This is a genomic window from Tessaracoccus lapidicaptus (assembly GCF_001693815.1).
GTDB lineage: Bacteria > Actinomycetota > Actinomycetes > Propionibacteriales > Propionibacteriaceae > Arachnia > Arachnia lapidicapta.
The window spans coordinates 88,959-102,126 of the sequence record NZ_MBQD01000002.1 but is presented as its reverse complement, the minus strand read 5'-3'; the positions used below and the strand labels follow the sequence as shown (position 1 = coordinate 102,126).

Annotated in this window: 13 protein-coding genes; 9 read left to right on the top strand and 4 right to left on the bottom strand. The window is 72.9% G+C overall.

What is annotated here, in order from left to right; all coding sequences use genetic code 11:
- Positions 1–181 precede the first annotated feature (181 nt).
- Positions 182–1,582: an A1S_2505 family phage non-structural protein gene (locus BCR15_RS01100; protein WP_068749590.1), complete on the top strand. Its 1,401-nt coding sequence runs from the start codon at positions 182–184 to the stop codon at positions 1,580–1,582.
- Between the two features lie 4 nt (positions 1,583–1,586).
- Here BCR15_RS01100 and BCR15_RS01095 read toward each other — a convergent pair whose 3' ends face one another.
- Positions 1,587–2,696 (bottom strand): YihY/virulence factor BrkB family protein, encoded by a 1,110-nt coding sequence (locus BCR15_RS01095; protein ID WP_068749589.1) that lies wholly within the window; start codon positions 2,694–2,696, stop codon positions 1,587–1,589.
- Between the two features lie 174 nt (positions 2,697–2,870).
- Between BCR15_RS01095 and BCR15_RS01090 the strand changes: the two genes are divergently transcribed.
- The 4 genes from BCR15_RS01090 to BCR15_RS01075 all read left to right on the top strand — a co-directional run bounded on the left by BCR15_RS01090 (position 2,871) and on the right by BCR15_RS01075 (position 6,290).
- A complete protein-coding gene (locus BCR15_RS01090) occupies positions 2,871–4,556 on the top strand; it encodes a glycoside hydrolase family 10-like protein (RefSeq protein WP_068749588.1) in 1,686 nt (561 codons plus the stop codon).
- Positions 4,557–4,711: 155 nt separating this feature from the next.
- Positions 4,712–5,854, top strand: coding sequence for a lycopene cyclase family protein (locus BCR15_RS01085; protein WP_197971723.1), 1,143 nt, complete (start codon positions 4,712–4,714; stop codon positions 5,852–5,854).
- 86 nt (positions 5,855–5,940) lie between these two features.
- The gene (locus tag BCR15_RS14820; RefSeq protein WP_153302388.1) at positions 5,941–6,102 is read left to right on the top strand and encodes a hypothetical protein; all 162 of its coding nucleotides are present in this window, start codon (positions 5,941–5,943) and stop codon (positions 6,100–6,102) included.
- A gap of 2 nt (positions 6,103–6,104) precedes the next feature.
- Positions 6,105–6,290 (top strand): hypothetical protein, encoded by a 186-nt coding sequence (locus tag BCR15_RS01075; protein ID WP_141679968.1) that lies wholly within the window; start codon positions 6,105–6,107, stop codon positions 6,288–6,290.
- Between the two features lie 95 nt (positions 6,291–6,385).
- Here the strand turns inward: BCR15_RS01075 and BCR15_RS01070 are convergent, their stop codons facing one another.
- Entirely contained in the window at positions 6,386–7,042 is a 657-nt protein-coding gene (locus tag BCR15_RS01070; RefSeq protein WP_068749584.1) for a LysR family transcriptional regulator substrate-binding protein, read from the bottom strand.
- A 35-nt stretch (positions 7,043–7,077) separates the two neighbouring features.
- Between BCR15_RS01070 and BCR15_RS01065 the strand changes: the two genes are divergently transcribed.
- A complete protein-coding gene (locus BCR15_RS01065) occupies positions 7,078–7,437 on the top strand; it encodes a DUF5997 family protein (RefSeq protein ID WP_068749583.1) in 360 nt (119 codons plus the stop codon).
- Positions 7,438–7,447: 10 nt separating this feature from the next.
- Here the strand turns inward: BCR15_RS01065 and BCR15_RS15040 are convergent, their stop codons facing one another.
- Complete coding sequence (locus BCR15_RS15040) at positions 7,448–8,062, bottom strand: alpha/beta hydrolase (RefSeq protein ID WP_197971724.1); 615 nt, start codon at positions 8,060–8,062, stop codon at positions 7,448–7,450.
- A gap of 734 nt (positions 8,063–8,796) precedes the next feature.
- On the opposite strand from BCR15_RS15040, the gene BCR15_RS01055 reads away from it, so the two are divergent.
- Together BCR15_RS01055 and BCR15_RS01050 are read left to right on the top strand one after the other, a co-directional pair.
- On the top strand, positions 8,797–10,521 hold the full coding sequence (locus BCR15_RS01055; RefSeq protein ID WP_078919897.1) for an ATP-binding protein: 1,725 nt from the start codon (positions 8,797–8,799) through the stop codon (positions 10,519–10,521).
- Positions 10,512–11,162: a response regulator transcription factor gene (locus BCR15_RS01050; RefSeq protein ID WP_068749581.1), complete on the top strand. Its 651-nt coding sequence runs from the start codon at positions 10,512–10,514 to the stop codon at positions 11,160–11,162. Before BCR15_RS01055 ends, BCR15_RS01050 begins: the two co-directional genes overlap by 10 nt.
- Here BCR15_RS01050 and BCR15_RS01045 read toward each other — a convergent pair.
- Positions 11,131–12,078 (bottom strand): DUF4349 domain-containing protein, encoded by a 948-nt coding sequence (locus tag BCR15_RS01045; RefSeq protein WP_068749580.1) that lies wholly within the window; start codon positions 12,076–12,078, stop codon positions 11,131–11,133. The two genes, BCR15_RS01050 and BCR15_RS01045, sit on opposite strands and share 32 nt — an antisense overlap.
- A gap of 134 nt (positions 12,079–12,212) precedes the next feature.
- Between BCR15_RS01045 and BCR15_RS01040 the strand changes: the two genes are divergently transcribed.
- Entirely contained in the window at positions 12,213–13,160 is a 948-nt protein-coding gene (locus BCR15_RS01040) for a hypothetical protein (protein ID WP_068749579.1), read from the top strand.
- The last annotated feature ends 8 nt before the right edge of the window (positions 13,161–13,168 follow it).

Below are 13,168 nucleotides of genomic sequence, written 5' to 3'. Positions count from 1 at the left end.
TCGTGTCGGTGCCGCCGGGCGGATGGGTTTGAGCAGATGGCACTGCTCAACGTGGTCGGCCCGCGTGGGCTGAGCGTCGGCCTGGCCACGAGTCGTGCCATCTGCTCAAACCCATCCGGGCACGGCCGACGGGGCGAGAATGGAGTCCTCCCCTGAGCCCACCCATACCTGGAGGACCGCAGTGACGCCCAACACCTTCCCGGACGACGCGGGCCGGCTCGTCGCCTCCGCGCGGATCTCGTCGCTCGCGCCCGACGAGGTGTTCGTGTTCGGCTCCAACGCCGCGGGCGCGCACGGCGGGGGTGCCGCGCGGTTCGCGATGGACCGGTTCGGCGCGGTCTGGGGACAGGGCCACGGTCCGCAGGGCCGCAGCTACGCCGTCGACTCCATGAGCGGGCTCGACGTGCTGGCGCGCGAGGTCGCGGACTTCCTGGCCTACGCCGCCGCGCACCGCAACGAGGTGTTCCTGGTCACGGAGATCGGGTGCGGGATCGCGGGGTACACGCCCGACGACGTCGCGCCGCTGTTCGCCGGGGCGCCGGGGAACGTCGCGCTGCCGGCGTCGTTCCTGGAGCGGCTCCCCGCCTCGGACGCCACGCCCGGATCCGTGCCGCTCGGCGCTGACGGCCGGGTCGCGGATCGGGCAGCGGGGGTCGTGGTCGCTTCGGCCGCCGGCGACGCCCTCGGCGCGCCGTACGAGTTCGGTCCGCCCCTGTCCGACGAGGTCACGCCCGCTTTCGGCGTCGGCACCTTCGGCCACGCCCCTGGTGAGTGGACCGACGACACGTCCATGGCGATGCCGATCCTCGAGGCCATCGCCCGCGGCGACTCCCTCCGCGACCCCGAGGTCCTCGCCCACATCGTCCGCCGGTGGTGGGAGTGGTCGCGCGACGCGCGCGACGTGGGCGCCCAGACCCGTGCCGTCCTGGCGGGCATCGAGGCGACCGGCCCGGCCGCCGTCACGGAGGACTTCATGCGGGGCCGGGCGCGCGCCGTGCATGACGCCGCCGGGCGGAGCGGCGGCAACGGCTCGCTCATGCGTACCGGCCCCGTCGCGCTGGCCTACCTGGCGCAGGGCGCGGAGCGAGATCTGGTCGACGCCGCCGCCCGCATCGCGCAGCTCACGCACTGGGAGGACGACAACGTCGACGCCGTCGTGCTGTGGTCGCTGGCCATCCGGCACGCGGTCCTGACCGGGGAGCTCGACCCGCGTGTCGGGCTCCCCTTCGTGCCGGAGCAGCGTCGCCGCCGCTGGGCCCCCCTCATCGACGACGCGACGGCACCCGGTGCCCATCCCCGCGACTTCCACGCCCAGAACGGCTGGGTGGTCCGGGCGTTCCAGGCGGCGCTCGCGGCCGTGACCGGCGCGGCCGATCTCCGCGACGCCCTCGAGCGCGCCGTGCGCGGCGGAGCAGACACGGACACGGTCGCGGCCATCGCGGGATCCCTCGCCGGGGCGGTGTGGGGCGCCTCCCACGTACCGGCGGAGTGGCGCGCATCCCTGCACGGCTGGCCCGGCTACACCGTCGACGACCTCAGCCGCCTCACCCTCGAGGCCCTCGGTCAGGGCCCGGCAGCCTGAGTGCTCAGGCCTCGTCGCGCGAGTGATCCCGCCCGTGCTCGAGGCGCAGTTCGCGGCCGCGATCCACCAACGCTGCGTGCTTGTCGGCGAGCTTCTCGGACGCGCGGGTGTCGCGGGGCGGGAGCTTGATCGTCTCCTCGGCCTCGATGCCGCCCTGCAGCTGCCGACCGCGCTCGATCTCGGCGTCGATCTCCGCGCCGAACAACAGGACGTTGTTGATGATCCACAGGCCCAGCAGCATGACGATGACCGAGCCGATGATCCCGTAGGTGGCGTTGTACGACGCGAAGTTCGCCACGTAGACCGAGAACGCCGCGACCGCCAGCGCCGACACCACGAGCGCCACCACCGCGCCGACGCTGATCCAGCGGAACCTCGGCTGCCGCACGTTGGGCGTGAAGTAGTACAGGAGCGCGACGGCGAGGACAGCCAGCGCGACGACCACCGGCCACTTGGCGATGTTCCACAGCAGGACGGTGGTGTCGGCCAGGCCGATGAACGCGCCGACGGTGTCGGCCAGGTCCCCGGACAGCAGGAGCGCGAACACGATGACCGCCATGAGGAGGACCAGCACAAACGTCAGGGCGAGCATCTGGGGCTTGTGCTTCCAGATCGGCCGCCCCTCCTCCACCTCGTAGATGCGGTTCATCGCGCGCGAGAACGCTCCGACGTAGCCCGACGCGGCCCATAGCGCGCCCGCCAGGCCCGTGACGAGCGCGAGCCCGGCTCCGGTCTGGCCCGCAAGTCCGGTGATGGTGTCGCTCAGCAGCGCGGAGAGCTCGGCCGGCGCGTAGGTCTCGATCCAGCGGTTGATGCCCTCGACCGTCTGTTCGCCGCGCCCGAACACGCCCAGCAGCGACACGAGCGCCAGCAGCATCGGGAACAGCGACAGGACGGCGAAGTACGTGAGGCTGGCCGCCAGGTCAGTGACGTGGTCCTTGGAGAACTCCGACAGCGCCCGGCGCAGCGCATACCGCCACGACGGCTTCGCGAGATCCGACGGCGAGTCGGGCTTGCGGGGATCCTCCGGGTGGGGCGCGGTCGCGGCCTTGTCGCGGGTCTGGTCGACCGACTCGGGCTCCGAGCCGTCGGCGAACTTCTGGTCAGGAGACATAGTGGGGCGATACCCCGCGGGCCCGGACGCCAAACCGTCGAGCCCCTTCCGGTGCGAGGCGCTCAGGCGTAAAGTAGCTAGTCCGGTGGCTCTCGAGCAGCCCCGACGCCCGCCCCGCCCGCGCCCGCCGCAGCGCTCTTCCCCTGACCATCGGATACCCGGTGGGAGGACACCATGAGGAAGATCATCACCCTGGCGATCGCGGCGCTGCTCGCCGTCGTCGCCTTCCAACCGAATCCGGCCGCGGCGGCGCCGGTGTCGCAGTGGCGCTCGCTGTGGGTCGACGCGTTCAACCCGGGCCTGTCGTCGCCGCAGCAGATCGCCCAGGTGGTGGCCGACGCGAAGGCGGCCAACGTCAACACCCTCCTGGTGCAGTCGGTGCGGCGCTTCGACTGCTTCTGCACCAAGTCCACCTATCCGCGCAGCTCGACCATCGCCACGCCCGCGCCGTTCGATCCCCTCGCCGAGGTGATCCGGCAGGCGCACGCGGCGGGGCTGCGCGTGCACGCCTGGTTCAACGTCGGCACCCTGTGGAACAGCACCACCCCACCGGCCGACCCGGCGCACGTCTACAACACGCACGGCCCGTCCGCCACCGGGGCGAACCGCTGGCTCGACAAGCGCTACGACGGCGGTGAGCTGTCCGGAAGCAACTCCTACGTCGACCTCGCCAACCCCGCCGCCGTCGACTACATCGTCGCGGGCGCCAACTCGATCGTGCGCAACTACGACGTCGACGGCATCAACCTCGACTACATCCGCTACCCCGACCGCACCGGCACCATCGCGGGCAACGACTGGGGCTACTCCGCCACCTCGCTGCAGCGGTTCCGTGCCGCGACCGGCCGCACCGACACGCCGCTGCCGTCGGACCAGCAGTTCTCGCAGTGGCGTCGCGACCAGGTCACCAACGTCGTGCGCCGGATCAGCCAGACGGTCGCGGCGGCGGACACCTCCGTCGTGCTGTCGGTCAACGCCATCTCCTACGGCGACGGGCCGTCCGCGACCCTCAGCTGGCAGGCCAGCGCCCCCTACGCCGCGGTGCTGCAGGACTGGTACGGGTGGACGAAGGCCAAGCTCATCGACGCCGTCGTGCTGATGAACTACAAGCGCCAGCACGACGCGGCCCAGGCCGCCATGTTCACGTCCTGGAACCAGTTCCTGGTGCGGGTGCGCAACGAGACCGGCCGGCACATGATCTCCGGCGCCGCCTTGTACCTCAACACCATCCCCAACTCGGTGCGGCAGGCGCAGGCGGTCACGTCGCTTGGGCTCGGCTGGTCCGGGTTCAGCTACGCCAACACCAGCCAGGCGGCCGCGGCGTCGACGTCGCTCACGGTGAAGACGGAGCAGCGACGGCAGACGTTCGCCGCGCTGAAGGCCAGCGTGTTCGCGGCCCCGGCGTCGGTGCCCGCGATGCCGTGGAAGACGCCGGTCGACGTCTACAGCACGCCCGGCTACCACCAGGTCAACGGACGCGAGTGGCGCACGACCTGCGAGCCGTACTCGCAGACCATTCGCTGCCGCACCGACATCTGGGCCACCGCGGTCACGTACACCGGCGGGCGGTACGTGAAGACCAACACGTGGGTCTTCAACAACCTCACCTACCTGCCGTACATGACGCGCGCGCAGTGGGGCAGCAACCCGCTCGCCAATGACTCCGGCGGCAAGGTGTTCTACTCCGGCGGCCGGCAATGGAAGACGGAGTGCGACACCGCGACCACCGGCTACGGCGGCTGCCGCAGCTACATCCTGTCGCTGGGCGTGGTGCACGCGGTGCGCAACCCCGACGGCACGTGGCGGTACTACCGCGCCGACACCTGGGTGTTCAACAACATGGTGCGCTTCAAGCTGTGACGTGACGCGGGGTGGTTCCCCGCCGTGCCGCGGGCCGGTCGGGCCGGTGGGGGTTGAGCAGATGGCACCACTCGCGGATGGCGTCGCGCGTGAGCCGAGCGTGCCGCGATCGTTGAGCCGTGCCATCTGCTCAATCCCATGGGACGATGGGCGGCGTGAGTGCTTCGTCCCGCTTCGACGTCGCGGTGGTCGGGCTGGGCCCCGCCGGGCGGGCGCTGGCGTCGCGCGCCGCGGCGCAGGGCCTGCTCGTGCTGGCCGTGGACCCGCGGCCCGACGCGGTGTGGTCGCCCACGTACGGCATCTGGGCCGACGAACTGGGCGACCTCCCGCCGTCGGTGATCCGGTCGCGGGTCGCGCGCCCCGAGCTCCGCGCCCACGGCGTCTACCGCCTCCCCCGCGACTACCTCGTCCTCGACAACCCCGCCCTCCAGGCCGCACTCCCCCTCGACGGCGTGGCCGTACGGCGAGAGAGGCTCGATGACGACGGCGTCGCGGCGCTGCGCGCGGAGGCGCGGGTCGTCGTCGACGCGCGGGGCGCGCGGCCCGACGGCATCGTCCCGGGCGACCCCTCGCCGGCGCAGACCGCCTTCGGTATCGTCGTCCCGGCCGACGACGCGGCCCCCGCGCTCCAGGGCGCGACCGGGCTGCTGATGGACTGGCGGACAGACTGGGCGGGCGACGAGGCAGGCGAGACACCGACCTTCCTCTACGCCATCCCGCTCGGCGACGGCACCGTCCTGCTCGAGGAGACCTGCCTGGCGGCCGCACCCGGCCTGCCCATCCCCGAACTGAAGGCCCGCCTGCGACGGCGGCTCCTCGCACGCGGCATGGCCGAGGCCGCCGTCGACCACCCGCTCGAGCGGGAAGTCGTGCGGATCCCGATGCGCGGGCGCGCGCGCCCGGCGCCGGCCGGCGTGCTCGCTGCCGGGACCGCCGGGCGCGGCGGGAACCTCGTGACCGGGTATTCGGTGGCGCATTCCATGGCCCGGGCGGGGTCGCTCGCCGCCGAGCTCGCGGCCGGGCGGGCACCGCGGGCGGTGGACGCGCGGGGTCCCGCGGACGTGTTCCGGGAGATGGGGCTGCGGGCGCTGCTGCGGCTCGACGTCGCGGGGACGTTGGGCCTGTTCGACGCGTTCGGCCGGCTGCCGGCGTCAGCGCAGCGCGACTTCATGTCCCGAGACTCGACAGCCCCCGGCCTTGCCAGAGCGATGTGGGGGATGTTCGTGGGCATGTCGGCCTGCGACAGGGGCCGCTTGATCGCCGCCACGCTCGGCCCGCCGTCGCTCGGACAGGGCTGAGCCGAGGGCCGCGGCCCTGAAGAGGGTCATGTGCCGCGGTGGAGCGCCCCGCCGCTATCGTTACGGCGGCGGCCCTCCAGGACGACATGCGCCGTTCAGAGCAGCAGGTGGCAGTTTGGGTATGCGGTACGAAGGGTGTCCGGCTCGCGGCATGGTCCTCCTTCGGCTTCGGCCTGGTGTCGCTCGCCGCGCTGGCCTATCCGCTGGTGTTGAGCCGCACCGCGCCTCGGGCGACGACGGCGAGGTGACGGTGTCCAACTCGCAACTGCTGCCTCTGGCATCGATCTCGATCTCGCTGGTCGGGCTCGCTTTGGCGGTGTACGCCTTGCGGCGTCGCGATCGGCACTGGCCGGTGTGGGTCGGACTCGTCGCGAGCGGGCTCACCGTCGCGTTCTGGCTCTACTTCTTCATCGCGAACATCGTCACGCCAGGCTGAGACTCTGGGGTCCTGCACTTTTCTTCCTGTGGAGCCTTATCTGTGCATATGCACGCAAGAAGCTCCACAGGAAGAAAAGTGCAGGACCCTGCCGATCAACGGCGGCGCGCGCGCCGCCTCGGCGCCGCGCGCGACACCTTCGCCGCCGCCTTTCGCGCCGGGGCCGGCTTCGCAGCCGCGGGCTCGTCACCGCGCTCCCGCGCCGTGCGCGAGCTGTTCACCGTCCGCCCCCGGACCACACCGATGAACTCGTCCACCCACTCGTTGTCGCTGTCGGTCCGCCACGCGAGCGCCACCGTCGACGGCGGCGCGTCGGTCACCAGGCGGTAGGCCATGTCGCGGCGACTGTGCGACCGGGCGATGGACATCGGCACGAGCAGCACCGTCGCGCCGGAGTGTGCCGCGACGTCCACCGACTCCGCCGTCACCGCGTCGACCACCGTCTCCCCCGCCAAGTCGGCGAGGGTGACCTCGTCGAGGACCGAGACCGGATGCTCCTTCGACGCCCAGGCCACCATCACCTCGTCGTACAGCGGGATGGCGTGCAGACCCTCCTGGTCGACGGGCAACCGGACGAAGCACATGTCCACGGCATCCTCTGCGAGGATGCGGCGCTGGTCCGCCTCGTCCACCTCGAGGACGTCCAGGGTCACCCGGGGGAACCGCTCCTCCCAGATCCGCCGCCACTTGGTCAGCGTCACGCCGGGTACGGCGCCGACGCGGAGACGGTCGCCGGAGGGGGAGGTGGTCACGCGCGCAGGCTACCCCACCGGGCTACGCTCAGGGCATGAGCCAAACGATGAAGCCGGTCACGGCCGCCGCCAAGCTGGGCATCTACCTGCCGGCGGCACCTGAGGAGTTCCAGACGACGCCGATCACGCGGGCGGAGCTGGACGCGCTGCGCGCGGACCCCCCGGCATGGCTCACGGACCTGCGCCGCAACGGGCCGTTCCCCAAGGAGGTCATGGCGCAGAAGTTGGGCATCTCGCGCTCCGGGCTGGTGCGCGGCGGCATCACGGAGGCGCTGACGGCCGACCAGATCGGGGAGCTCATCGCCGACCCGCCGGAGTGGCTCGTCCGCGAGCGGGAAACGCATCGCAAGGTCCTTGAGGAGGAGGCGCGGCTGAAGTCGGAGCAGTCGCGCTGAGCCCCCGAGTTCAGTCGGCCAGCCCGGCCCGCAGCGCCCGCAGCCACGAGTCCCGGAACGCCCGCATCGACGGCGCCGGCAGCATGTCCATCACGTGCGCCATCCCGGGCACGACGACCGGCTCCACCTGAACGCCAGCCTCCTCGAGGCGGCGGGCATAGTCGACGTCCTCGTCGTGGAAGAGGTCGAGCTCCCCGACGCCGATCCACGCCGGCGGCAGGCCGGTCAGGTCCCCGCGACGCGCGGCCGCCGCATAGGGCCGCGACTCCTCCTGGCGCACCGGATGGCCGAGGAACCACTCCCACGCCTGCCGGTTGTACGACGGCGTCCACACGAACTCGCCGCGGTGGCCGGGGTCGCGCAGCGCGGTGCGGTCGTCGAGCATCGGGTAGACGAGCACCTGGGAGGCCACGGGCAGACCCTCGTCGTGCGCGCGCTGCGCGACCATCGCCGCCAGGCCTCCGCCCGCGCTCTCCCCGCCCACCGCGATCCGGGCCGGGTCGACCCCGAACCGAGCCGCGTTGTCGTGCAGCCACCGCAGGGCGGTCATGCAGTCGTCGAGGGCGGCGGGGAACGGGTGCTCGGGCGCCAGGCGGTAGTCGACCGTCGCGACGACAAGCCCCAACTCCCGCGCCATCCGCGTCGCAGCGGTGTGGTTGATCGCCGCGAACCCCGGTGATCATCCCCCCACCGTGGATCCACAGCACGGCGCCGGCCGGCCGCCCCGCCGGGCGGTAGACGAAGCCGCCGACGCCCGGCTGACCGGCCGCGACATCGCCCGCCGCGAAGGTCTGCGGGTGCGCCCCGCGTCGCGCGATCGCTCGATTGGCGAGCCGCTCGAGCCATGGCCTCCGGCGGGGCGGCCGACCGGAGGGCGCCACGGGAAGAAGGTAGAGCAACGGCGTACGCAGCTCCTCCGCCACTTTCTCGACGGCGGGTCGGCGGCGGCGCATGCGCCCCACGACGCGCGCAACCCCGACGGCCAACGCCACCATCCCGCCGACCGCGACGACTCTCGATCGCATCCGCGCCCCCCTGGTCACGCTCACGCTAGCCGTCCCGCGGTGCTGGCGTCCCCCCTCAACTGTGACAGGCGCTGCCGACGAGCGCCCCGGTACCCCCACCGGGGCTACTCGCCACGCGCCCCGTGCTCGGCCGGCCTCGCCCGGGGTTCGGACCAGCCAATCCGGCGCATCCCACCCCGCGACGCCGCCCCCGACATCCTCACGTCTGAGGCGCTGGTTCCAGCGTCGCAACCCCGCCCCGTGCGCACCATGGACCTAGGTCGCCTATCGGCCTCAGCCCGGGGCGCATCGCGGTGGGCGACGATACTGTGAGCGCGGACGAAGGGGGACGACGGTGGGGCTCCGCCCGCGCGACATCCGACCGCAGCTCGTGGACTCGCTGCGCGCTGCCCTGGCGGCCGTCCTGGTCGCGGGTTCCGCGGCGGCCGGCCTCGAGGCCGCCCTGCTGGCCGCCGTTCCCGGCTTCCACCCCCTGACGCTGGCCTACCCTGCGGCGGCCTTCGTGTACGTCGCGGCCGGCGCGCTCGCCTGGTGGCGCCGCCCCGGCTCCCTCATGGGCGCGCTCATCATGCTCGGCGGGCTCGCCCTGCTGGTGGCGGGCGTGGGCAACACCGAACTGCCCGGATTCACCGAGGTCGGCGCGGTCGCCGGCACCTGGATCCTGGCGGTGATCGTCCACCTGCTGCTGGCCTTTCCCGGCGGCCGGCTCCGGCACCGCCTGCCGCGCGCGATCGTCGCGGCCGCCTACGTGAACTCGGTGGTCCTCCAGCTCCCCCGCGCCCTGCTGCCCGCGGAGCAGGGGCAGTGGTGGGCTGGTGCGCAGTCGGCGGTCGGCACCGTCGTGATGGTGACCGTGGCCGGCGTCCTGCTCTACCGGCTCCTGCTCGCCAGCCCGGCCAAGCGCCGCACGCTCATCCCCCTCTACGGCTACGGCCTGGCCGTCGCCGGGCTGATCCCGACGTCGACGCTCATCCTCCGCGGCCTGCTGGGCATGGACCCCCTCCAGGTGTGGATGCTGCAGATGGCGGCCATCGCCGGGGTGCCGCTGGCGTTCCTCGCCGCGTCGCTGCTGGGCAGCTTCGCCCCGACGGCGGAGGCGCAGGCGCTGGCTGCCTGGCTGTCGGCGGGGACGGATCGGCCGCCGGTGGCGCAGGCGCTGACCCGGGCCCTCGGCGACCCCAGCGTCCGGATCACGTACTGGGTCCCGGAGCGGCAGGAGTTCGTCGACACAGCCGGTGAACGGACCGACGTCCCCGCCCCCGGCTCCCCGGACCGCGACGCCGTCCACATCCGCTCCGGCGGCGACCTGCTGGGCGCCATCCTCTTCGACCCACGCGCCACCACGGCCCGCGCCGCGCAGGAGGCGGCGGGCGTCGTTGCGCTGGCCATCGAGGGCGAGCGGCTCACCGCCGCGCTGCGGGCCAGCCGGGCGGCGCTGCTCCGGTCGCGGTCACGGCTCGTCGAGGCCGCCGACGCCGTCCGCACGGCCATCGCCCGCGACCTGCATGACGGGCTCCAGGTCCGGCTCGTCCTGCTCGCCGTCGAGGCGCAACGCCTGGCCAACGCGGCGGCGGCCGGCGCCGACGGGCACCGCCTCAGCACCGAGGCCACCACGCTCCGGCACGGGATCGACGAGGCGGCCGCCGAGCTGCGGCGGCTGGCCAGACAGGTCATGCCATCGGCGCTGGAGGAGCGCGGCCTGGCGCTCGCCGTCGAGGACCTCACGGACCGCATGCCGCTGCCCACCCGGTTCGACGCCGCAGCCGTCCCGGAGGACCTGCCGCCCGCCGTCGCGCTGACGGCCTACTTCGCGGTCTCCGAAGGGCTGACCAACGCCGTCAAACACGGCCGCGCCTCGACGGCGTGGGTGACCATCGAGCGCTCCGGCGCGGACCTCGTCGTGGAGGTGGCCGACGACGGCGCGGGAGGCGCCGCACCGCGGCCGGGCTCAGGGATCGGTGGCCTGCGCGACAGGGTCGAGACCGTCGGAGGCCGGCTGACCGTGACCAGCCCGCAGGGTGGCGGGACCAGACTGCGGGTGGAGGTGCCGTGCGCGTAGTCATCGCCGAGGACGAGCTCCTGCTCCGGCAGGGGCTGACGCTCGTGCTGGAGGAGGGCGGAGTCGACGTCGCGGCCGGCGTCGGCGACGCCGCGTCCCTGCTCGACGCCGTCGTCGACCTCGCTCCGGACCTCGTGATCACCGACATCCGCATGCCGCCGACGTTCACCGACGAGGGCCTTCGAGCCGCGCTGCGGATCCGGCAGGGCGGTGTCGCGGTGGTGGTGCTGTCGCAGTACGTGCAGCGGCGCTACGCCATCGAGCTGTTGGGCGGCGACGGCGCGGGCGTGGGTTACCTGCTCAAGCAGCGCATCGCGGACATCTCGACGTTCCTGGCGGACCTGCGCCGCGTCGCCGACGGCGGCACCGTCCTGGACCCCGAGGTCGTCGGCCTGATGCTCAGCCGGGCGGAGCACACCGGCGGGCCGGTGCGACGGCTGACGCGGCGGCAGCGGGAGGTGCTGGCGCTGATGGCGGAGGGTCGATCCAACGCGGGGATCGCCGCGGAGCTGGTGCTGACCGAAAAGGCGGTCGTACAGCACACCTCGCACATCTACGACGCGCTCGGGCTGCCGCTGACCGCCGACGATCACCGCCGGGTGCTGGCGGTCATTCGCTATCTGGAGGGGTCGGCGGGGTAGGTGCGGTGGTCGTCGTGTCGGCGGCGCGGCGCCGGCGCACGAGCGCCCGGATCGGGAAGAACAGGATGAGCGCCGCCAACCACAGCGGCGAGGAGGCGATGAGCACCGTCAGCGCCACCGACACCAGTTGCGCGGCGCCACGAACGCCGTCGGTCAGGGCCTGCACAAACCCCCACGACTCCCCCTCGGGCCTGACCACGGCCCGCGGCTCGACGAGTTCGACGGCGACGGTCGCCATCGCCGCTTGGCGCTCCAACAGCGTGACCTGCGCGTCGAGCGACTCGATCTCCCCGCGCACGCGGCCGAGTTCCTTCTCGATGGCCAGCATCTCGGTGACGTTCTTGGCCGCGTCGAAGAACTCCCGCAGGCGCTCCTCCTGGGCGCGCATGTTGGCCAGCCTGGCGGACAGGTCGACGTGCTCCTGCGTCACGTCGTCGGTGGCCTCCGACTGGAACTTGATGGTCCCCAGTTCCCCGACCTCGGCGACGAAGTCCTCGTACTCGTCGGTGGGGATGCGCACGGTCACCCAGCCCCGCAGGGCGGTGCCGTCGCCGGTGAGGTTACCGCGTTCGTCGTAGCGGTAGAGCCATTCGTCGGTGTCGGTGGCCACCTGCATGTCGGTGACGGTGCCGTCGTGGGTGCGGGTGAGGTCGCGGATCTCGGTCACGGCGTCGGCCGTGCTCTCGACCTCGAGCCGCAGCGTCTTGGTGCGGATGACCAGGCGGCCCTCGTCGCCGTCGCCGCCCTCGGTGCCCTCCTCCGGGAACGCCTTGCCGCCGCCGTCCTGCGCCGGCGCGGGCTCCACGCCTGGCATGTCCGTCGACTGGTCCGAGCTGGAACACCCCGCCACCAGAACCGCCAGCAGCAGGGCGACGACGGTCGCCATCGCCCGGCGCAGCCACGAACTCTGCCTCATCGTGCCCTCCTCATGGGACGTGGGCGCCGGGGCCGACAGGGCGCCGACGCGCCGAAACGGGGCGCTGCAGCGGGCCTCCTGCGTGATCCGAGGTTACACCTCCGGGCCGTCACCTCCGGGGCGACAATGGGTGGATGGAGGGACGGGATACGTCACACCTCGAGGCCATGGTCGCCGCCGTCGAGGCCCTCGCCGCCGAGGGACGGGCACAACTGGACGAACGTCGTGTGGCGGAGGTCCACGACGAGTTGAAGCGCATGGCCGCGTCGACGGCCTGGAAGCTGGGCCACGACGCGCTGCGGTTGGGCGAGTTGCGCCGCCAGCACGCCGCGGAGATGGAGCGGTTCTCCGAGGAGGTGCGGCGCCTGACTGTCGACGCGGCGTCCGACCGGGCCCAGCGACTGGCCGGCATGGTCGACTCCTGGCGGCAGGACCTGCTCGACCACCCGGACCTGCTGGGTCCCGACACCGACCTGCTGCTCGAGGCCGACTTCATCCGGTCCTGGGCCAGCTCCGACAACCTCGTCGAGGAGCGTCGACGCCCGGGCGTCACCTGGGCGCGGTACCGGGTCCGCGAGGAGGCCGACGCCATCCGCGCGCATGCCACGGAGAAGGTCTCCTTCTACACGGTGTGGCAGAACCCGACCGACCACGACGTGCTGGTCGACGTCCAGTCCCGGATGACGGTCAACGGCCACCTGGACGTGGCTGCGGACGGCGCCGGCGTCGCGGCGTGGTTCTTCCCGCGGCCGCGGGCCGCCGTCGAGGTCGAGGCGCGGCTCACGCTGTGGCAGCTGTGGAGCGATCCGGCGCCGCAGGTGGTGGCCGACACCCGGCCCATCGCGGCGGCGTCGGCCGAGGGCGGGTTCCTGGGCGCGAGCGACGGGAGCTTCGTGAGCGCGGCGCCGGGCCCGGCCACGACCGGGTTCTGGGTGCGCGGCGGGTCGGCGATCCTGCTGGAGTCGTCGCTGGTGGTGGACTACGACGCGCTGAGCGGCTCGGTGGACGCGGACTTCGCGGGCGACCCGTCCTTCAACGTCGGCTGGGCCTACGCGACGGTGACCCGCCACCCTGTGCGGTGACGCCCGCG

Excerpts from the sequence above, each read along its gene's own strand:
- BCR15_RS01090 (WP_068749588.1), top strand. The coding sequence starts at position 2,871 with ATGAGGAAGATCATCACCCTGGCGATCGCGGCGCTGCTCGCCGTCGTC.
- BCR15_RS01045 (WP_068749580.1), bottom strand. The coding sequence starts at position 12,078 with ATGAGGCAGAGTTCGTGGCTGCGCCGGGCGATGGCGACCGTCGTCGCC.
- BCR15_RS01095 (WP_068749589.1), bottom strand. The coding sequence starts at position 2,696 with ATGTCTCCTGACCAGAAGTTCGCCGACGGCTCGGAGCCCGAGTCGGTC.
- BCR15_RS01065 (WP_068749583.1), top strand. The coding sequence starts at position 7,078 with ATGAGCCAAACGATGAAGCCGGTCACGGCCGCCGCCAAGCTGGGCATC.
- BCR15_RS01040 (WP_068749579.1), top strand. The coding sequence starts at position 12,213 with ATGGAGGGACGGGATACGTCACACCTCGAGGCCATGGTCGCCGCCGTC.
- BCR15_RS14820 (WP_153302388.1), top strand. The coding sequence starts at position 5,941 with ATGCGCCGTTCAGAGCAGCAGGTGGCAGTTTGGGTATGCGGTACGAAG.